18 protein-coding genes are annotated in these 19,545 nt (G+C 51.5%); 13 read left to right on the top strand and 5 right to left on the bottom strand.

Annotation, left to right across the window (positions count from 1 at the left end):
* Positions 1-9 precede the first annotated feature (9 nt).
* The 4 genes from CLV60_RS16475 to CLV60_RS16460 are packed head-to-tail and all read left to right on the top strand — an operon-like array spanning position 10 to position 6,686.
* Complete coding sequence (locus CLV60_RS16475) at positions 10-1,422, top strand: RagB/SusD family nutrient uptake outer membrane protein (protein ID WP_106596463.1); 1,413 nt, start codon at positions 10-12, stop codon at positions 1,420-1,422.
* Positions 1,423-1,441: 19 nt separating this feature from the next.
* Complete coding sequence (locus CLV60_RS16470; RefSeq protein WP_106596462.1) at positions 1,442-2,788, top strand: glycoside hydrolase family 140 protein; 1,347 nt, start codon at positions 1,442-1,444, stop codon at positions 2,786-2,788.
* A gap of 4 nt (positions 2,789-2,792) precedes the next feature.
* On the top strand, positions 2,793-4,625 hold the full coding sequence (locus CLV60_RS16465; protein WP_106596461.1) for a sialidase/neuraminidase family protein: 1,833 nt from the start codon (positions 2,793-2,795) through the stop codon (positions 4,623-4,625).
* A gap of 39 nt (positions 4,626-4,664) precedes the next feature.
* Positions 4,665-6,686 carry an aceric acid hydrolase gene (locus tag CLV60_RS16460; protein ID WP_106596460.1) on the top strand — a complete coding sequence of 674 codons (2,022 nt, stop codon included), beginning with the start codon at positions 4,665-4,667 and terminating at the stop codon, positions 6,684-6,686.
* Between the two features lie 454 nt (positions 6,687-7,140).
* Here the strand turns inward: CLV60_RS16460 and CLV60_RS35025 are convergent, their stop codons facing one another.
* Genes CLV60_RS35025 through CLV60_RS16445 form a run of 3 tightly spaced genes read right to left on the bottom strand, consistent with a single transcriptional unit; the run spans position 7,141 to position 8,355 of the window.
* Positions 7,141-7,287 (bottom strand): helix-turn-helix domain-containing protein, encoded by a 147-nt coding sequence (locus tag CLV60_RS35025; RefSeq protein ID WP_374755650.1) that lies wholly within the window; start codon positions 7,285-7,287, stop codon positions 7,141-7,143.
* Positions 7,288-7,289: 2 nt separating this feature from the next.
* On the bottom strand, positions 7,290-7,505 hold the full coding sequence (locus CLV60_RS16450) for a transcriptional regulator (RefSeq protein ID WP_106596459.1): 216 nt from the start codon (positions 7,503-7,505) through the stop codon (positions 7,290-7,292).
* A gap of 46 nt (positions 7,506-7,551) precedes the next feature.
* A complete protein-coding gene (locus CLV60_RS16445; protein ID WP_229210998.1) occupies positions 7,552-8,355 on the bottom strand; it encodes a 3-keto-disaccharide hydrolase in 804 nt (267 codons plus the stop codon).
* A 212-nt stretch (positions 8,356-8,567) separates the two neighbouring features.
* Here CLV60_RS16445 and CLV60_RS16440 point away from each other — a divergent pair, with 212 nt between their 5' ends.
* From CLV60_RS16440 to CLV60_RS16400, 9 genes are all read left to right on the top strand, one after another.
* Positions 8,568-9,335, top strand: coding sequence for a DeoR/GlpR family DNA-binding transcription regulator (locus CLV60_RS16440; protein ID WP_106596458.1), 768 nt, complete (start codon positions 8,568-8,570; stop codon positions 9,333-9,335).
* A 325-nt stretch (positions 9,336-9,660) separates the two neighbouring features.
* The gene (locus CLV60_RS16435; protein WP_374755648.1) at positions 9,661-11,121 is read left to right on the top strand and encodes an L-fucose/L-arabinose isomerase family protein; all 1,461 of its coding nucleotides are present in this window, start codon (positions 9,661-9,663) and stop codon (positions 11,119-11,121) included.
* 60 nt (positions 11,122-11,181) lie between these two features.
* On the top strand, positions 11,182-12,009 hold the full coding sequence (locus CLV60_RS16430) for a transketolase (protein ID WP_106596456.1): 828 nt from the start codon (positions 11,182-11,184) through the stop codon (positions 12,007-12,009).
* Positions 12,010-12,051: 42 nt separating this feature from the next.
* Positions 12,052-13,014 carry a transketolase family protein gene (locus CLV60_RS16425; RefSeq protein ID WP_106596455.1) on the top strand — a complete coding sequence of 321 codons (963 nt, stop codon included), beginning with the start codon at positions 12,052-12,054 and terminating at the stop codon, positions 13,012-13,014.
* A gap of 87 nt (positions 13,015-13,101) precedes the next feature.
* Positions 13,102-14,520, top strand: a complete 1,419-nt coding sequence (locus CLV60_RS16420) for a DUF1593 domain-containing protein (protein WP_106596454.1) — start codon at positions 13,102-13,104, stop codon at positions 14,518-14,520.
* A 40-nt stretch (positions 14,521-14,560) separates the two neighbouring features.
* Positions 14,561-15,517 carry a D-ribose ABC transporter substrate-binding protein gene (locus CLV60_RS16415; protein ID WP_106596453.1) on the top strand — a complete coding sequence of 319 codons (957 nt, stop codon included), beginning with the start codon at positions 14,561-14,563 and terminating at the stop codon, positions 15,515-15,517.
* Between the two features lie 2 nt (positions 15,518-15,519).
* Positions 15,520-16,152, top strand: coding sequence for a DUF2291 domain-containing protein (locus tag CLV60_RS16410; protein ID WP_106596452.1), 633 nt, complete (start codon positions 15,520-15,522; stop codon positions 16,150-16,152).
* Positions 16,149-17,693 carry a sugar ABC transporter ATP-binding protein gene (locus CLV60_RS16405; protein WP_106596451.1) on the top strand — a complete coding sequence of 515 codons (1,545 nt, stop codon included), beginning with the start codon at positions 16,149-16,151 and terminating at the stop codon, positions 17,691-17,693. Before CLV60_RS16410 ends, CLV60_RS16405 begins: the two co-directional genes overlap by 4 nt.
* Before the next feature lie 18 nt (positions 17,694-17,711).
* The gene (locus tag CLV60_RS16400; protein ID WP_229210997.1) at positions 17,712-18,761 is read left to right on the top strand and encodes an ABC transporter permease; all 1,050 of its coding nucleotides are present in this window, start codon (positions 17,712-17,714) and stop codon (positions 18,759-18,761) included.
* A 24-nt stretch (positions 18,762-18,785) separates the two neighbouring features.
* Here the strand turns inward: CLV60_RS16400 and CLV60_RS16395 are convergent, their stop codons facing one another.
* Together CLV60_RS16395 and CLV60_RS16390 are read right to left on the bottom strand one after the other, a co-directional pair.
* Positions 18,786-19,379: a GNAT family N-acetyltransferase gene (locus tag CLV60_RS16395; protein WP_106596450.1), complete on the bottom strand. Its 594-nt coding sequence runs from the start codon at positions 19,377-19,379 to the stop codon at positions 18,786-18,788.
* The gene (locus CLV60_RS16390) at positions 19,357-19,536 is read right to left on the bottom strand and encodes a hypothetical protein (RefSeq protein WP_106596449.1); all 180 of its coding nucleotides are present in this window, start codon (positions 19,534-19,536) and stop codon (positions 19,357-19,359) included. The genes CLV60_RS16395 and CLV60_RS16390 overlap by 23 nt, the downstream gene beginning before the upstream one ends.
* Between the last annotated feature and the right edge of the window lie 9 nt (positions 19,537-19,545).

Genomic DNA, 19,545 nt, shown 5'->3' with positions numbered 1-19,545 from the left:
TATCAAAAAATGAAAAGATATATCAAATCGATAGCCTTTGCAGCACTCATTGCCACCAGTTGGAGCTGCAAGGACTCATTCCTCGAACTGGCGCCGGTATCCAATCCTAGCGCGGAGAATTTTTACAAAACAAAATCGGATTTCGACCTCGCTGCCAATGCGGCCTACAACACGCTTTACACCGTGTACCACCCGCAAGGCCCGGTTTCCTACGCCGGCGAATTGATGTCCGACAATGTCACGATCTATAACATTTCCGGTAATCAGGCCGATAAATGGCAGTTCCGCGACTACACGCTCGCGCCTGCGAACACGATGGTGTACCAGTTCTGGCAGGATTTCTACCGCTCGATCTACAACATCAATATCATTCTCGACAAAATCCAGAATGCCGACCTCGATGCTACTTACAAAGCGCAAACGCAGGGCGAAATGCTCTTCCTGCGCTCGTTGTACTACTTCAACATGGTGCAGCTCTGGGGTGATGTGCCGCTGGTAACGCGTCCGGTGAGCGCTGCGGAAGCCTATGATATCCTGCGTACACCTGCGACGGATATTTACGCGCAAATCACAAAAGACCTCGCCGACGCGAAATCCAAACTCCCGGCGACTTCAACCATTGCCGGCAGGGCTACGAAAGGCGCTGCGCAGGCATTGCTTGGAAAGGTGTACCTCACAACGGGCGACAAGGCCAATGGCGTGAAGGAGCTCAAAGAAGTGTACGACAGCAAGCAATACGAATTGCTGCCTGCATATACTTCTATTTGGGACGCCAAAACCAAGAATACGAAAGAATCGATCTTCGAAATACAGTTTCTGGGCGGCTCCGCGACATCTCCGTATAGCAATTATTACCTCGAATTTTTCCCAAATTCCAATGCATTGGGCTTCTATGGCGCGGGTATGAACCAGGTCGTGGAAGATATCTGGAATGAGTACGAGAAAGGGGACGGCCGCCGCGAAGCTTCGATCGACACAGGCTTTACCGATGCAAAAGGGAATTTTACCAAAGCGAAATTCCCTAAAAAATGGCAGGATAAAACTGCACCACTGATTAACCAGAACATTGCTGCTAACAACAACTTCATCGTGTTGCGCTATGCGGATGTGCTGTTGCTGCTCTCGGAAGCCACCGGCGATGTCGCCTACCTGAACCAGGTACGTAAGCGCGCCGGGCTGCCATTGTACGGAGAAGCCGGCTATCCCGCAAAATACAACACGGTGGCGTTGGCAGTAGAGCACGAACGCCGCGTGGAGCTCGCATTCGAGTTCCACCGGTGGTTTGATTTGAAACGTACCAATCGGGTGGTCGATGTCCTGACGGCGAAAGGCAAACCTGTCACGCAGAACAAGCTTGTTTTCCCGATCCCGAATATTGTCAGGGACCAGAATGCCAAGATTACGCAGAATGCAGGGTATTAGAATAATACGAATTTGGACGATGCTTCTTTGTGCCGGTTTTATTGCCGGCACAAAGCCTGTTTATAGCCAGTCGCAAACGCTGAAAATCTCGGAAAACAAGCGGTTTTTTACAGATCAGAACGGGGAGCCGTTCTTCTGGCTGGCTGATACGGGCTGGTTGCTCTTCAATCGTCTTACCCGCGAAGAGGCCGATCGCTACCTGACCGATCGACAGCAAAAGGGCTTCAATGTGGTGCAGGTCATGGTGGTACAGGCGCTGCGCACTGTGAATGTATATGGCGATTCCGCATTGGTAAGCCACGACTTGGGCGTGCCCAAAGTGACTGACGGGAATGCATTTGAAAATCAGGAACAATACGATTACTGGGACCACGTCGATTATGTCGTCGGAAAGGCTGCCGAAAAGGGAATCAAAATCGGTATGGTGCCGATTTGGGGTAATGCCGTGAAGAATGGAAAGACGAGCGCATCGCAGGCGAAGGCTTACGCACAGTTTCTGGCACGGCGCTACCGCGACCGGCCGAATATTGTGTGGATCAATGGCGGGGATATTCAGGGTGACGTCGTGCCGGGTGTGTGGGAAGCGATCGGCAGTACACTGCGTGCCGAAGATCCGAATCACCTCATTACTTTTCACCCGTTTGGCCGGATGCAGTCTTCGAAATGGTTTCATGACCGGGAGTGGCTGGATTTCAATATGTTCCAATCGGGGCATCGCACCTACGCGCAGGATAATGAAGCCAAAGACTTGCGTTATGGTGAGGATAACTGGCGTTACGTGGAAGCGGATTACGCCCGCACGCCTGTAAAACCTGTGCTCGACGGCGAGCCTTCGTATGAAAACATCTGGCACGGCCTGCACGACAAAACACTGCCCGTTTGGACGGCTGACGACGTTCGGCGGTATGCTTACTGGTCGGTTTTTGCGGGTGCATGCGGGTTCACTTACGGGAACAACGCGGTAATGCAGATGCGGCATGCGAATGATCCCAAGCTACCTTCCTGGGAGGAAGCGACTGACGATCCTGGCGCTAGTCAAATGGTGCATTTGAAAAACTTAATGCTTTCGAAGCCTTACTTCGAACGCGTGCCCGACCAGGCGCTGATTGCAGAAAACGGTGAACGGTACGATCGTCTGCTCGCGACGCGGGGTAAGGATTATGCATTGATTTACACCTGGAATGGCCGTGATATGAAGGTCAATATGGGTAAAATAGGCGGGGCGCGCGTGAATGCAAGCTGGTACGACCCGCGCACGGGACAAACCCGGGTTTTAGGAAAAATCAAAAACAAGGGCATCAAAACATTTAACCCGCCCGGGGAGGTTAGAAACGGGAATGATTGGGTTTTGGTGTTGGAAAAATAGGATTATGCAGAAAGAATTGACAGGAATGCTGGCCTTATGCCTGGCTATTGGTGCAGCAAATGCGCAGGATACGATCCGTTACACGGGCAAAGCGCTCGTGAATGTGGATTACCATCATGGCCAGCTTGCCCCGGCGATCGGCGTGCATTCGTACCAGACGCTGCGTGCCAACCGGACCGACGCGAGCGGGGATTCGGCGATAACCTGGACGTACAACCACGCGCCGATGCTGGCCTATTGGAATGGGACATTTTATCTGAATTACCTCAGTAACCCGGTTGGCGAGCACATTCCACCGGGCCAGACCCTTTTACAAACTTCCAAAGACGGCAAGGTCTGGACGAAGCCGGTCGCGATTTTTCCGCCTTACAAAATCCCCGACGGTACTAAAAAGGAGGGGCATCCCGGCGTAGCGAAAGATCTGTACGCCGTCATGCACCAGCGCATGGGTTTCTATGTATCCCAAAGCGGCCGGCTGCTCACATTGGCCTATTTCGGAATGGTGCTCGATGCGAAAGACGACCCGAACGACGGTCATGGCATCGGCAGGGTAGTGCGGGAGATTAAACAAGATGGTACTTACGGCCCGATTTACTTCATCAGGCACAATGCCTCCTGGAAGCAGCCATCGGATTATCCCATGTATACGGAAAGTAAGGATAAAGGCTTTGTAGAGGCCTGTGATGAACTGCTTGCCAACAAGCTGGTGACCCAGCAATGGGTGGAAGAGGCCGACCGCAACGACCCGGTAATTAGTTTGAAGGGAGAATATAAGGCATTCAGCTACTATCATTTGCCGGATGGGCGTGTGGTGGGTCTGTGGAAAAATGCACTGACGAGCATTAGTAAGAATGAGGGCAAAACCTGGCTTTACAATCCCAAACGTGCGCCGGGTTTTGTGAATAGCAATGCGAAGATATGGGGGCAGAAAACGTCAGACGGTAAATATGCGACGGTTTATAATCCCTCCGAATTTCGCTGGCCGCTGGCTGTTTCGGTCAGTGACGATGGTTTGAACTACAAAAACCTGCTGCTGGTGAATGGCGAGATTACTTCAATGCGCTATGGAGGCAACTACAAATCCTATGGGCCGCAATATGTTCGCGGTATTTCCGAGGGCGACGGTACGCCGCCCGACGGCAACCTCTGGGTGACTTACAGCATGAATAAGGAGGATATTTGGGTGTCCGAAATCCCTGTTCCCGTGCGAGACAAGGCCGAAAAGCACGCATCCGACCGCTTTGCCCAAATGCCAGCAGGCAAGGAGCTGGATGAATGGAACATTTACAGTCCGCTGCAAGCGCCGGTCGGTATCGGTACGGGGCGGAACGGTAAGGCTCTGATGATCAAAGATGCCGATCATTTCGATTACGCCCGGGTGGAACGTGTGATCCCTGCTACGAAAAAGCTGGTAGCCGAGTTTTCGGTCACGCCCGATCAAAACAATACCGGTTTGCTGGATATCGAATTTCTCGATGCCAAGGGTACGCCGGGGATTCGTTTGTCTTTTGACTCAACGGGTGTGTTTCGGTTGAAAGCGGGGTATCGGAATAAGACGCTTTTGGAATACCAAAAAGGACAACGCTACGAAATCAAAGTGCAGGCCAATACTGAAACACGGCTTTATTCTGTGGTTGTGAACGGCAAGCAGGTTGGTACCGGCGTGCTTTTCGCGCCGCTGGAAACGGTGAGCCGCATTGCATTCCGCACCGGCGACACCCGCCGCTTTCCGGATGCAGATACGCCCACCGACCAGATGTACGACCTGCCCAATGGCGGTGTGAAGGATCCGGAAGCTGTTTTTGCCATTGATTATCTGACTACCAAGTCATTCTAATGCGGTTTTGCCGAAAACGCGAGGCCGGTTTTTGAAAATATGAAAACTACCAAGACTATTATTGCGCTTTCACTGGGGCTGAGCTTCAACGCATTTGCCCAGGAAAAAGCGCTGGTAAATACCTCTCAGAGCAAGTTTGCCAAACTTCATGGCGCGGATATGGCCGCTGTGCAATGGACACAGGGCTTCTGGGCTGACCGGTTCAAGGTGTGCCGCGAAACCATGGTGCCGCAACTCTGGAAAACCTACACCGACCCGAACCTGAGCCATTCGTTCCGCAATTTCGAGATCGCGGCGGGACTGGAACCGGGCAATTTCAAAGGTCCGTCTTTCCATGACGGGGATTTTTACAAGACATTCGAAGCAGTAGCCAGTCTTTATGCCGCCACCCGGGATCCGAAACTGGATGAACTGATGGACAAAACCATTGCGGTGATCGCGAAAGCACAGCGGGAGGACGGGTACATTTATACCAAAGCCATTATTGAGCAAAAGCAGCAAGGCGAAGGCAAGATGTTCGCCGACCGGCTCAGTTTCGAGGCTTATAATTTCGGGCACCTGATGACCGCCGCCTGCGTGCATTACCGCGCTACCGGCAAAACCACCATGCTCGACGTCGCCAGAAAGGCCGCCGATTTTTTGATTACCTTTTACAATGCAGCTACTCCCGAGCAGAGCCGTAATGCCATTTGTCCGGCGCATTACATGGGTCTTTCGGAACTGTATCGCACCACGCACGATGAAAAATACCTGACGCTCGTCAAGCATCTGATCGCCATTAAAGGCGCCACGGAAGGCACGGACGATAACCAGGACCGGATTCCGTTTTTGAAGCAAACCAAAGTCATGGGCCACGCCGTGCGCGCCAACTACCTGTACGCGGGCGTGGCGGATGTGTACGCGGAAACGGGCGACGAAGCATTGCTAGCCCAGCTGCACACGATGTGGGATGATGTCACGCAGCACAAAATGTATGTTACCGGCGGCTGCGGTGCGCTCTACGATGGCGTCTCGCCCGATGGCACGTCTTACAAACCCGACGAAGTCCAGAAAATCCACCAGGCATACGGCCGCGATTATCAGCTCCCCAACTTCACGGCCCACAACGAAACCTGCGCCAACATTGGCAACGTCCTGTGGAACTGGCGCATGTTGCAAATCACCGGCGATGCTAAGTATGCCGACATCGTGGAGCTTGCATTGTATAACAGCGTGCTTTCGGGGATCAACCTCAAAGGAGATAAGTTTTTGTATACCAATCCATTAGCATATTCCGACGCATTGCCGTTCAAGCAGCGTTGGGAAAAGGACCGGCAAGCCTACATTTCCAAATCCAACTGCTGCCCGCCGAACACCGTACGTACCGTTGCCGAGGTGAGCCAATATGCTTACAGCCTTTCCGATGCCGGGGTATTCTTCAACTTATATGGAGGTAATAAATTCCAAACAGCCGTTAAAGGCGGTCAACTGCGCCTGACGCAAACCACCGATTATCCGTGGAATGGCAAGATTACCATCGCAATGGAAGAGGCGCCGAAAGAAGCCGTGTCATTGTTCTTTCGCATTCCGGGCTGGTGCAGCAAGGCCACTTTACTGGTGAATGGTAAAAATGAGTCTGCTAAACTCGCTTCGGGCTCGTATGTCGAAGTGAAAAGAACCTGGAAATCAGGCGATAAAATCGAGCTAACACTTGACATGCCCGTCAAGTTGATCGAATCCAATCCATTGGTTGAAGAAACCCGCAACCAGGTGGCCGTGAAACGCGGACCGGTGGTTTACTGTGTGGAATCCATTGATTTGCCCAAAGGCAAAACTATTTTCGACGTGGCTATCGGCGCCCGGAATAATTTCAAGCCTGCGTTGCTAACCATTGAAAATAGCCCGGTTATGAGCCTGCAAGGCGATGCAGTGCTCGTGGATAATTCGGATTGGAGCAAGAAGTTGTATCGCGAAATCTCGGGCGAAGCTCCCAAAACCATTCCGGTGCGGCTCGTGCCGTATTATGCCTGGGGGAATAGGGGGCACGGGGACATGTCGGTTTGGTTGCCGCTGGTAAGGTGAATTAAGATGAGATGGTTTGGCAGCGTGAGGCATTGTCGGGCATTTGTTGTAGCGTGCCTACGGCACTTTCTAAACACGCTGTGATTGTTTTGCTACCGATGTTACATCCCTGACGGGATTTTTTCGTAGGATATGTAGTCCCGCTGGGGACGAAACATTGGTAGTAAATGCGTTGTAGCAAGTAGATTGAAAATGCCGGAGGCATGTAACAACATTGAGAAGGTTGTCTTGGCCGCTAAATTACGCGAACCGTGGGAATACGAATGGCGCGGGTATCCTGTTTGTAGCAATTACGCGAACGCAAATTTCGCCAAGCTCCATCGGAGCTTCCTTAATGCACAGACGTCAGGAGGCTCCGACGGAGCCATTGATCCATGTAAGATTTGTTGGTCTATAAGCAGGTGGCCGCGCCGCGGCAGGGCGTTTCCGCAAAGATGTTGTTTAACTGTTTCTGCTATGCGTTGTCTAATAAAACACCGGGATCGATATCCAGTTTCTGATAAACTGCTTTTAAGAATGTAACGTCGGGCTGGTGTTTGCCATTAAGGATTTGGGAAAGGGTTGTCTTTCCTAATCCTGGTAATTCGGCAAGACCGGAAATGGTCAGATTGAGTTCAAACGCTTTTGTTCTACCATTTCGGGTACTGATTTGGGTAATGGGAAAGGGTAATGTATATCTTCATAAGCCTGAATGGCTAATGCAAGTGTCTCTACCCGGTCTGCATCTTCGTCCGAAATATGATCGTCACCCTTTTTCATCAAGTCATTAACCTCTTCGAGCGCATCCTCATACTCTTTTTCAGATTTTATAGTTTCCATATGTCCTTCTTACAGTTTAGACAAATCAACTTCAAACGGCGTTTACCTACAACTCCCTAACCCAGATATTCCGAAAACTTACCCTGCTACCATGCTCCTGCAACTGCAATGGCAGCTTCGTATCATGGTATTTATATTTCGGATACCCCTGATACACCATCGGTCCTTTTAATTCCACATGGTTTAAAATCAATACATTATTATGGAAAACGGTCATAAAGGCCGGTTTTTCGAGCGTTTTGTCGGTCCGGAAAACGGGGGCTTCGAAAATGACGTCGTAGGTCTGCCAGGTTTGGGGTTTGCGGGCGGCGTTTACCAATGGGGTGTGTTGTTTGTATATGCTGCCGGCCTGGCCGTTGTAGTAGATTTTGGTGTTGTAATTCCAGGATTCGTAGATCTGTAATTCATAGAGGCCCATGATGAGGACGCCGCTGTTGCCGCGGTTGAAGTCCTTGTCTTCGGATGGGTCGGGCGTGCGCCATTCGAGGTGGAGCTGCATGTTGCCGAACTTTTGCTTTGTCCGAATGTCGGTGGCTTTGGGAACGATTGTGATCGCGTCGCCGTCGGTTTTCCATTTGACCGGCGAGCCGTCGGGGTGTTCCCATTTGCTAAGATCGGCCTGGGTGCCGTACAGGACAATGGCGTCCGAAGGTGGTTGGGCGCAGGTTTCGCCGGGCGTTACCAGCGGAGGTTTGAACGACCAGTCCTCTGTGGCGGAAGGCGGAGGTAATTTTTCTTCTTTTTCGGATTGCGCAGTCGCGTGTGTGCTGAGGCTGAGCGCGAGTGCGCCGATGAACAGGTTCTGAATGACGTGTTTGCGCTGCATAGGCGGAATTGCAAAATCAAGCATAAATCGAATGGTTGTGGTTATACAAAGAAATAATAGCACAATAACTCACTATTATTTTCAATTTTCTCTTTTTATTTTCCTTTATTTACGTAAATTTGCTTTTGATAAGTTTAAGTGTTCTATTTGAGCTGTGAATAGGTTTATTTTTTGTCGGTATGTGACGAATTGTTTCTTTTCCATCTATTTTTAGGTAAAAAACAAAAGTTGATACAATGCTGGCAAATCAGAGAAGAGAGAAAATTCTTGAACTGTTGAAAGAAGACGGCTCGGCGAAGGTGATTGACCTTGCCAGGCTTTTTAAAGTGACCGAGGTGACCATCCGGCAGGATCTGGATAAGCTCGAAAAAGACGGCCTGGTGATCAAGGAGCACGGCGGGGCGTTCTTGAAAAATGTCGAAGACCAGGTGCGCAATTTTTCGCTGGCCAACCAGGAGAACCTCGATAAAAAGGAGCTGATCGCAGCCAAATGCCTTGAATTTATTTCCAATGGCGATACGATCATCCTCGATTCGGGGTCGACCACGACGGAGATTGCGAAGAAGCTGCGGGGCAGCAACAAGCACCTGACGGTGATCACGAATGCATTGAATATCGCATTGATCCTGGGGGCTGAAACGGGGATTGAAGTGATCATGACCGGGGGCGAGTTTAAGCCGCCTACCTTGTCGCTCACGGGCCAGAAAGCCGCCGACTTTTTCAAAGGGCTGAATGTGCAGAAGCTCTTCCTGGCCACGGCAGGTTTGTCGCTGAAAGCAGGGCTTACGTACCCGAGTATCGCCGACCTGGTCGTGAAAAAGGCCATGATCGACGCCGCGGACACGACTTATCTCGTAGCGGATTCAACCAAAGTAGGAAAAAGTGCATTCGCGAGCCTGGGAGCTCTTTCGCTGATCGATTACATCATTACCGACGCGGGGATTGAAGAGAAGTTTCAGCAGCTTTTTCACGATAACGAAATTGAGCTGATTATTGCGGAATGATGTTGGGAGGATGGAGGAAAGGGAGGATGGAGGAAGGAGTCTGGTGATAGTCAACTGTGGTCAGGAGGTCGTCAGGTATGGTCAAGAAGGAGCCGGGTACTAGTCAGGTATGGTCAGGTAGTAGTCAGGAGGGTAAGTAATAGTCAAGAATTCCATAGTCAATCAATGACAACACTTGACTACAAATATCAATACATGACCACCATGACAACACTTGACTACAAATAACAATACATGACCAACCATGACAACACTTGACTACAAATGACAATGACTGACCAGAACGCACCGTGCCGCTGACCGAACAAAGTAACAAACCATGAACATGAAAAGTATCGGAGTCATTATTGGTAACAGGGATTTCTTTCCGGACCGGCTGGTAGCCGAGGCAAGGGTGGAGATTGTTGATTTACTTAAAAAGTTAAATATCAATGGAGTAATGCTCGATACCGAAGCCACAAAACTCGGTGGTGTCGAGACATTCCAGGATGCACAGAAATGCGCGGCGTTGTTCCGGGCGCACCGCGACGAGATTATCGGTGTGCTGGTGGTACTGCCCAACTTCGGTGACGAGCGGGGTATTGCAGAGACGTTGAAACTGGCTGATCTGAATGTGCCTGTACTGGTTCAAGGTTATCCGGACGACCTCGACAAGCTGGATGTAGCCCGCCGCCGCGATTCATGGTGCGGAAAGATCTCAGCCTGTAACAATCTGTATCAGTTCGGTATTAAATATACGCTTACCACGAAGCACGTCGTGCATCCGACCGACCCTTCATTCATCAAGGATCTGAATGATTTCGTGGCGGTTTGCCGGGTGACCAAAGGGCTTCGTAATGTGCGCATTGGCGCCATCGGTGCCCGTCCGGGTGGCTTCAATACGGTGCGTTACAGTGAAAAAATATTGCAGCGCAACGGCATTTCGGTCGTGACGGTCGATCTGTCGGAGATTTTGGGTAATGCCAACAAACTGACGGCCCAGGATTCGAAAGTGAAGGAACGTTTGGATAAAATCACTTCCTACGCCTCGCGCGGGCGCACGCCTGACGACGCATTGATTCAAATGGCGAAGCTGGATGTGGTTTTGGGTGAATTCATGGCGGCTAATGCGCTGGACGCGACGGCAATCCAATGCTGGACATCCGTGCAGCAGAATTATGGGTGCAATGTGTGCACGAGCATGAGTATTATGAGTGAAAACATGATGCCCAGCGGCTGCGAGGTGGATGTGACGGGTACATTAAGTATGTATGCGTTGCAACTAGCTTCGGGTTCGCCGAGCGCGCTGGTGGATTGGAATAATAATTACGCCAACGACGACAACAAATGTGTGCTGTTCCATTGCGGTAATTGGGCGAAATCGTTTTTGCCGGATATCGAAATCGCGACGGCGCCGATCCTGGGAACGTCGGTGGGAGAGGAGAATACCTGGGGTGCATTGGCTGGTCGCACGCCTGCGATGCCGCTCACTTACGGGCGCATCAGTACGGACGACCCGCGCGGAGTGATGAAGGCGTATATAGGCGAGGGGCGTCTCACGGACGACACGTTGAAAACCTTTGGCAACCGTGCCGTAGCCGAAATTCCGAACCTGCAAAACCTGATGCAATACATCTGTCGCAATGGTTTCGAACACCACGTGGTCATGAATGCGTCCAAAACGGCAGGTATTCTGAAAGAGGCATTGGGGAACTATATGGGCTGGGAAGTGCAGGTGTTCGACGAACCCGCACAGCAACCGTACCCTTCCCGCGTGCCCGACCGCGAACTCGTTTCGCAAAACTGAACCCTGAACTATCGGAAATTTACGAATACCGGTCGAGAGGCCGGACTAATGCTAAAAGTCATGTCGGAAAAGGAGCTGGCGCAGAAATCGGTGGAGTACCGTAAGAAAATACTCAAATATATCTACCAGGCCAAAGCAGGTCATACCGGCGGCAGCCTGTCGTGTATCGATATTTTGAATGTGCTCTACAATCATACGATGAACGTCGGCCCCGATACTTTCGACTCGCCCGATCGCGACCGCTACATTCAGAGCAAGGGGCATACGGTGGAAGCATTATATGTAGTGCTGGCATCGAGGGGTTTTTTCCCCGAGTCGGATTTGGAAACGCTTTGTAAGTACCAGTCGCATTACATCGGCCATCCCACCCGCAAGGTGCATGGGGTGGAGCAAAACACCGGCGCATTGGGTCACGGACTTTCGCTGAGCGTGGGTACCGCCATTGCCGGTAAGCTCGATAAGCGTGATTATCGCGTGTTTACCGTCCTCGGTGACGGCGAGCTGCCCGAAGGCTCCAACTGGGAAGCTGCATTATCGGCCTCGCATTACAAGCTGGACAACCTTTGCGCCATTTTGGATAAAAATACCCTGCAAATATCCGGCCCTACCAGCGCCGTATGCAATACCGACCCCGTGGACGAGAAATTCGAAGCATTCGGCTGGGCCGTGCGGCATGTGGATGGTCACGATATTGGTGAGCTGGTGACCGCATTGGATGCACTGCCATTCGAAGAGGGCAAGCCAAGCCTTATCATCGCGCACACCGTGAAGGGCAAAGGCGTGAGCTATATGGAAAACCAATTGAAATGGCACCACGGCGTACCTGATAAACAGCAGTATGCCGATGCGATACAGGAGCTGGACGCGCTGGAAGTAACACTGGCCTGAGCCGTTCCGGGAACCTGACTTGAATTTAAAATCGAAGAAATAGTGAATGCGACTATCGAGAACATTGCTGTGAGCCAGCGGGCTAATCTGGAAGTTTTTTCGGGCACATTGCAGCACCTCGCCCAATCCGACAGGGACATTATCGTGGTAACGAGCGATTCGCGCGGTTCAGGCAAGCTGGTACCGTTCGGGCAGAAATTTCCCGAGCAGATCATCGAAGTGGGCATTGCCGAGCAGAATCTCGTGGGCGTTGCCGCAGGTCTGGCTTCGGCAGGCAAGAAGGTTTTTGCGGTTTCTCCGGCCTGCTTTCTGACGGCGCGGGCATTGGAGCAGATCAAAAACGACGTGGCTTATTCCGACAACCCGGTGAAGCTGATCGGCATCAGCGCCGGTGTGAGCTACGGTGCATTGGGTTCCACGCACCACAGTTTGCACGATTTCGCGGTTTTAAGAACCATTAATAACCTCATTGTAGTAGCCCCGGCCGATAATTTCGAGACGGAGCAGGCCATTCTGCTTGCCGCGGAAACCGATGTGCCCGTGTACATCCGGTTTGGCAAAAAGCAAATGCCTCTGCTTTCCGAAGAGGAGAAAACATTTGAATTCGGGAAAGGGCGCGTCGTGCGCGAGGGGAGCGATGTGACCATCATCGGTACCGGTGAAACGGTTGCGCCGGCCATACTGGCGGCCGACAAGCTGGAACGTGAGCATAATATCTCGGCTACGGTAGTGAGCATGCACACCATCAAGCCGCTCGATTACGATCTTTTGCGAAATATTGCCGCTTCCGGCCAGCCTATTATTACGGTAGAAGAGCACAGCATTTACGGCGGTCTCGGCGAGGCGTGCGCTTCGTTTTTGATCCAGAACGACTTCCATAACCGGTTCAAGATCATCGGTATTCCCGACGAGTACACGGTCACCGGCTCCCAAACGGAGATTTTCAATCATTACGGTATTTCGGAAGGGGGCATTGCCGCTGCGGCACTTGGCCTTGTCAGGTAAGCAATCGCTTGTGTAAGTGTAAACAGGCGGTTAGTTAGTCATTGTAAAATCAGGTCTTTTTCAAATAGGGTTATTTGGTTAGAATTTATGAAACTGATAAGACAAGTGTTCTGTGGTGCCGCGTTGCTGTTGGCCGGCCTATCCGGGTCTGGCTTCGCGCAGGCGCAGGAAGCGCCTAAGCGTCGGGTATTGGTGCTCACAGACATTGAAAACGAACCGGACGATACGCAGTCGATGATCCGGTTTTTGACCTATTCCAATCAATGGGATGTCGAGGGCCTCGTAGCCACGACTTCCATTCACCAGCAAAAACGTGTTGCGCCGGAGAAGATCAAGCAGCTCATAGAGGCTTACCGGAAAGTGCGTCCGAACCTGCTTTTGCATGAAAAAGGATATCCCGAGGCCGATTACCTCATTGGTATTACCAAAAGCGCCTATCCCGATTTCGGTTTGAATGCGGTGGGTAAGGGCAAGGATTCGGAGGGTTCGGAATGGATTATTAAAGTAGTGGATAAAAAGGACGACCGACCGGTGTGGATTCCCGTCTGGGGCGGCGCCAACTGCCTCGCGCAGGCACTCTGGAAAGTGAAAATGACGCGCTCACCCGAGGACGTGAAGAAATTTGTATCCAAAATCCGCATGTACACTATTTCGGACCAGGACGATACCGGTCCGTGGATCCGCAAGAATTTTCCCGAATTGTTTTATGTGGGCAGCCCGGGTTACCACGCGGCCGGCGCTTACCATTATGCGACGTGGTCGGGCATCAGCGGCGACAAGTTTCACGGCCGGTTCGCAGGTGCCAATTTTGAAATCGTAGACAACCCCTGGCTCGACGAGCATGTGCGCAGCCACGGTCCGATGGGTAAGGAATATCCGTTTACCAAGTTCCTCATGGAAGGCGACACGCCGTCATTTTTAGGGTTGGTCGATAACGGCCTGAACGATCCCGAGCATCCCGAATATGGCGGCTGGGGCGGACGATATGAACTTTACACGCCGCGCACACTTAAATATTTCTACGAACCGGAAACCCGTCCGATTTACACCGACGCCATGGACGAAGTGAAAGGCGTCGACGGCGCTTACCACACTAGCAACAAAGCCACATTATGGCGCTGGCGCGAGGCATTCCAATATGATTTCGCCGCGCGGATGGACTGGACGATCAAGCCCTACAAAGAAGCCAATCACCCGCCGAAAGCCGTTGTGAAAGGCGGTACCCTCATCAATGCCAAAGTGGGCGAACCCGTGCAGCTGAATGCAGAAGGCTCGCAGGACCCCGATGGCCATACATTGGCTTACGAATGGATCTATTACCCCGAGCCGGGCAGCTACAATATCAAAGAATCGCTCGGCATTAAGGATATAAAAGCAGCGCAGACGTCTTTTGTGGCTCCAAAGGTGGAAAAACCGGAAACGATCCACATTGTACTCGCCGTCACCGACAATGGTACGCCTGCGCTGACGCGGTACCAGCGCGTGATCGTGACTGTATACCCCTAGCCGGGCGCCCCTGAGCGCGGTTTCTTAAACCTATTTAAGTATGAAAGGCAGCATGTATTACCGGATAGCGTTTTTTTGCATCCTTTTAGGAATTGGATTTATAGGTTGTAAAACAAAACAATCCAAAGACGAGCCCAAAAAGATCGCGATTGTGGTGTCGACACTCAATAACCCGTGGTTCGTTTTCCTCGCGCAAAAAGCCGAGGCGAAAGCGAAGCAGCTCGGCTACGAATCCAAAATTTTTGATTCCCAGAATAATACCGCGCAGGAAACCGACCATTTCGACAACGCGATCGCCTCGGGTTACGACGCGATCCTGTTCAATCCTACGGATGCCGACGGCTCCATTGTGAATGTGAAGAATGCAGTAGCGGCCGGTGTGCCGGTGTTTTGTATGGATAGGGAAGTGAATGCGAACGGCGCGGCTACTTCGCAGATTTTGTCGGACAGCTACTCCGGCTGCGTAGCGATCGGGAAGTACTTCGTTGAGACTTTGAATAAGAAGGGTAAATACGTCGAAATTCTCGGGATGGTGGGTGATAACAATACCTGGAACCGCTCCAAGGGCTTTCACAGTGTGGTGGATTTTTATCCGGGCTTGAAGATGGTCGCCCAGCAAAGCGCCGATTTCGACCGGAATAAGGCCATGGAGGTTATGGAATCGATCCTGCAAGCGCACCCGGATATCGACGGTGTGTTCTGCGGCAACGACGCCATGGCTATGGGCGCCTATCAGGCATTGGTAGCGTCCGGGAAAGCCGATCGCGTGAAAGTATTCGGGTTCGATGGGGCCGAGGACGTGGTGAAATCCATTCAGGATGGGAAAATTCTGGCCACGGGAATGCAGTTCCCCGAAGTAATGGCGCAAACCGCCGCCACATTTGCCGACGAGTATTTCAAAGGCAAACGCGATTTCCCCGGCAAAATGCCGGTAGCCGTGGAACTGGTGAAGAAGGATAATGTCGAAAACTATGCCGCATACGGCGAAAAAGAATAGCTATGCCCAAACCGATCCGATACCTGCTTTACGTAGCGGTGATTGTATTACTGGCTTATAATTCGGTGTATTTCAAAAAGCTGGATGAGGTGAAGGCCGGTACTGCGGCATTTGACGCTGCCGCTTATGCCAAAGATTTCTGGGAAAAGAAGCTCACGCCGGGTTTGTCGAAAGCGGTGGAATTGGGTGCATTAACCGCGCAGCTTAAAACTGAAAAGGACAAGGCGTTTGAACAGCATTCGCACGCGCTGGGCATTGGTAATATCCGCTATTTTCTGGTGAAAGGGCAGGGGATCGTGACGGATGTAAGTGAAAATGAAGTGTCTGTGAAACTGGCAGATACAGGTGAAAGCTCTGGAAATGTGCGCATTGCAACCGAGTACATTTTCGGCAATGCCGTTCGCGATGCGTCCGGCCAGATTGACATTAATGCATTTACCAATTCCATGGATTTCAACAACGTGTCGGCGGAAATCAACAAACTGATACGCGGGAAAGTGGTGCCGCCATTCAAATCAGAAGTTAAAAAAGGCGACCGGGTGGCGTTCCACGGTGCTATTGAACTGAATCGAGAGCATTTGCAGCTGAATAACATCGAAATTATCCCGGTAAGTCTTCAAATCGAAAAACCATGACGGACACAGCGACCTTGTTGGAAGTGAGGCACATCACGAAGCGGTTTCCGGGCGTAGTGGCATTGGATGATGTTTCGCTTGCGATTGAAGCAGGTAAAGTAACCGCGCTGATCGGTGAGAACGGAGCGGGGAAATCGACATTAATGAAGATACTCTCCGGGGTTTATCCTGATTTTGAGGGAGATATTTACTACAAAGGCGAAGCGGCGAAGTTCGCCGGGCCGAAAGACGCACAGCAGCAGGGCGTGGTGATCATTCACCAGGAACTCAATTTGATTCCCTATTTAACCATCACCGAGAACATTTTCCTCGGTCGCGAATTGGTGACGCAGTACGGCACGATGGATAAAGGCCGTATGCGCAAGCGCACGCAGGAGTTGCTCGACCGCCTGAAACTAAAAGTGAACCCCGATTCGCAGGTTTTTAAACTCAAAGTGGGCCAGCAGCAGATCGTCGAAATTGCCAAAGCACTGCTGACCGACGCCGAACTGATCATTATGGACGAGCCTACTTCGGCCATTACCGGCGCAGAAGTGGAAGTTCTGTTTGATATTATCACTGATCTCAAAGCGCAAAATAAGGCGATCGTCTACGTTTCGCACAAGCTCGACGAGCTTTTCCGCATTGCCGACCATTACGTCGTGCTTCGCGACGGCAAGAGCATCGAATCCGGCAAAATGGAGGGTATGACCCAGGACCTGCTGATCAGCAAAATGGTAGGACGGAAAATCGAAGTGATGCGGAAAATCCACGACCGTGGTGCTTGTGAGCGGTTACTGGAAGTGAAAAACCTGAACCTGAAAAGCCGTGTGAAGACGGGGAACGTGCTAAGCAATATCTCTTTTAATATAGGTAAGGGAGAAATTGTGGGGCTTTTCGGCCTGATGGGAGCGGGGAGGACTGAGCTGTTGGAATCGGTTTTCGGGCTGCATCCCGCGCATTCGACCGGCGAGGTGCTGATCGGCGGCCAACCCATTTGCTGCGACTCTCCCGCACGTGCGATCGCGGCCGGGCTCGCGCTCGTGCCCGAGGACCGGAAGAAGGACGGCCTGGTGCTTGGGCTGGGTGTAAAAAACAACATCAGCCTCACCACATTGGAAGAAATGGAAAGCCTCGGCACGCTGAGCGACGCAAAAGAGTGCGAACTGGCGGATCATTACATCAGCGAGTTACGCATTAAAACGCCCTCCAAAGAACAACAGGCCCGAAACCTGAGCGGAGGCAACCAGCAGAAGATCGTACTCGCCAAATGGCTGGCCACCCGCCCGAAAGTGCTCCTGCTCGACGAACCAACCCGGGGTATCGATATCAATGCCAAAACAGAGATTTATAAACTGATTATACGCCTCGCCGACGAAGGGCTGGGCATTCTGGTAGTGTCTTCGGAATTACCCGAAATCCTGGCCGTTTCCGACCGCATTCTGGTAATGTCGGAAGGACGCATTACCGGCGAATTTTCAGCAAGCGAAGCGTCGGAAGATGGAATACTTAAAGCAGCCATAGGCGCAAGCCCAAAGGCAGTCGGCGGTCAAACGCAATAATAAAACGAACCAACGCATATGCCACAAGACATTCATCCAATAGCGGGGGACAAGCCTGCGGCTGACCGCCGACCGGCGACTGCCGACGGCCAATCACTTACCTTGCAGAGCCGCTTCCCGATCGCGCGCTTTCAGTCCCTGATCGCATTGTTCCTGCTGTGCCTTGCATTGAGCATTCTGTCGGACAAGTTCCTGTCGTTTTCGAATCTCTGGAACGTGATGCGGCAGATTTCGGTCAATATCTGCATTTCGGTAGGCATGACGCTCATCGTGCTCACGGCGGGGATCGATCTGTCCGTTGGTTCGGTATTGGCCTTATGCGGTGCGATCACGGCGGGTTTGCTCAAAAACGGCATCGAAATACCTTCCCAAAACCTGTACATCGGTTTTACCGTGCTCGGTGCGATTCTCGCAGGCGGTCTGACGGGTTCGGCCCTGGGTGCGTTCAATGGATGGGCTATTACGCGGTTCAATGTGCCGCCGTTTGTGGCCACGCTCGCTATGCTGACCGTCGCGCGGGGATTGACCATGCTCTGGACCGGCGGTTTCCCGATCAGCGGATTGGGGGATACGTTCCTGTTCATTGGTACGGGTTGGTTTTTGGGTATCCCGGTACCGGTTTGGATTTCGATTATCGTGGTGGCATTAGCCGTTTTCCTGACCGAAAAGACCCGGATCGGGCGCTACATTTACGCCATCGGAGGGAACGAAAGTGCTTCTCGCTTGTCGGGGATCAATGTCAATAAGGTTAAAATCATCGTCTATACCATTGCCGGAGCGCTCGCAGCGGTGGGCGGGATCATGGTCACATCACGCCTCGATTCCGCCCAACCCAACGCGGGTATCAGCTATGAACTGGATTCGATCGCGGCCGTCGTGATCGGCGGCACCTCGCTCTCAGGCGGACGCGGGAGCATCCTTGGCACCGTGCAAGGGGCGATTATCATTGGGGTATTAAATAATGGATTGGTACTGTTAAACGTCTCGCCGTTCTGGCAGCAGGTAGTGAAAGGGCTGGTGATTTTGCTGGCGGTGATTATTGATAAGTCGAATGGGAAGGGGGAGTAGGAAGAGTACGTAAAAGCATTGTGCTTAATGCGAGACATGTAAATCTCTTAATCCGATTATCAGCGGCAGCAAGTCAAAATACATGGATCGAAAGCCGTCAGCAGGAACAGGTTCTTCCTCATTGACATATTCAAATCCGTATCGTGAGTAGTATACAGACATGTCATAATGCGGCTCAACATCGGCATCATATAGCGCATCTACTGTCAGGAACCGGGCTCCTATTTTATCAGAAACATTTGACGCTACATATTCCATTGCCCATTTGATCAGCTTCTGGCCCATTCCCTTGACACGCCTGTCTGCTGCCAGCCAACCGATTTTAATGGCTGGGAAAGTGGACCGGGCTACGCCCTCGTTAAGCAGAATCGGGTCTTTTACAACCAGTTTGTCTGCGAGTAGTGTCACGTAGCCAGCCAAATGGCCATCATATTGTACTATAAAACACTTACTCAATATGCTTTCCGACTCTGTTTTTATGAGGTTACCTCCGATATAGCTTTGAAACTCCGGCCTTTTGCACTTGAAACCCCGACACAGGTTTACTATATCGGGGTTCATTTCAACAACGGGAATATCATCGAAGTTTACGCCTTCAAACCTGGTTTTTTGCGGCATCTGGTGTTATCTGCTGTCTTTTGTGATCAAGGATTTGTTGAATAGTTTCCCGGGCAGCCTTATTGGAAACATAGGTACCAGACTTGACAGCTTCTGCGAGCTTTTCCGCCGATTTTCCTGTTACTGGTTTCGATATGGTATTTCCTGTGTACTTCATGTTAGCCCA

It is taken from the genome of Dyadobacter jiangsuensis (assembly GCF_003014695.1).
GTDB classification, from domain to species: domain Bacteria; phylum Bacteroidota; class Bacteroidia; order Cytophagales; family Spirosomataceae; genus Dyadobacter; species Dyadobacter jiangsuensis.
Note: the sequence above shows the minus strand (reverse complement) of the source record. Positions and strands in the feature narration are given on the sequence as shown.

Excerpts from the sequence above, each read along its gene's own strand:
- CLV60_RS16430 (WP_106596456.1), top strand. The coding sequence starts at position 11,182 with ATGTCGGAAAAGGAGCTGGCGCAGAAATCGGTGGAGTACCGTAAGAAA.
- CLV60_RS16445 (WP_229210998.1), bottom strand. The coding sequence starts at position 8,355 with ATGCTTGATTTTGCAATTCCGCCTATGCAGCGCAAACACGTCATTCAG.
- CLV60_RS16465 (WP_106596461.1), top strand. The coding sequence starts at position 2,793 with ATGCAGAAAGAATTGACAGGAATGCTGGCCTTATGCCTGGCTATTGGT.
- CLV60_RS16470 (WP_106596462.1), top strand. The coding sequence starts at position 1,442 with ATGCTTCTTTGTGCCGGTTTTATTGCCGGCACAAAGCCTGTTTATAGC.
- CLV60_RS16390 (WP_106596449.1), bottom strand. The coding sequence starts at position 19,536 with ATGAAGTACACAGGAAATACCATATCGAAACCAGTAACAGGAAAATCG.
- CLV60_RS16410 (WP_106596452.1), top strand. The coding sequence starts at position 15,520 with ATGCCCAAACCGATCCGATACCTGCTTTACGTAGCGGTGATTGTATTA.
- CLV60_RS16420 (WP_106596454.1), top strand. The coding sequence starts at position 13,102 with ATGAAACTGATAAGACAAGTGTTCTGTGGTGCCGCGTTGCTGTTGGCC.
- CLV60_RS16435 (WP_374755648.1), top strand. The coding sequence starts at position 9,661 with ATGAAAAGTATCGGAGTCATTATTGGTAACAGGGATTTCTTTCCGGAC.
- CLV60_RS16475 (WP_106596463.1), top strand. The coding sequence starts at position 10 with ATGAAAAGATATATCAAATCGATAGCCTTTGCAGCACTCATTGCCACC.
- CLV60_RS16395 (WP_106596450.1), bottom strand. The coding sequence starts at position 19,379 with ATGCCGCAAAAAACCAGGTTTGAAGGCGTAAACTTCGATGATATTCCC.
- CLV60_RS16400 (WP_229210997.1), top strand. The coding sequence starts at position 17,712 with ATGCCACAAGACATTCATCCAATAGCGGGGGACAAGCCTGCGGCTGAC.
- CLV60_RS16450 (WP_106596459.1), bottom strand. The coding sequence starts at position 7,505 with ATGGAAACTATAAAATCTGAAAAAGAGTATGAGGATGCGCTCGAAGAG.
- CLV60_RS16405 (WP_106596451.1), top strand. The coding sequence starts at position 16,149 with ATGACGGACACAGCGACCTTGTTGGAAGTGAGGCACATCACGAAGCGG.
- CLV60_RS16460 (WP_106596460.1), top strand. The coding sequence starts at position 4,665 with ATGAAAACTACCAAGACTATTATTGCGCTTTCACTGGGGCTGAGCTTC.
- CLV60_RS16415 (WP_106596453.1), top strand. The coding sequence starts at position 14,561 with ATGAAAGGCAGCATGTATTACCGGATAGCGTTTTTTTGCATCCTTTTA.
- CLV60_RS16440 (WP_106596458.1), top strand. The coding sequence starts at position 8,568 with ATGCTGGCAAATCAGAGAAGAGAGAAAATTCTTGAACTGTTGAAAGAA.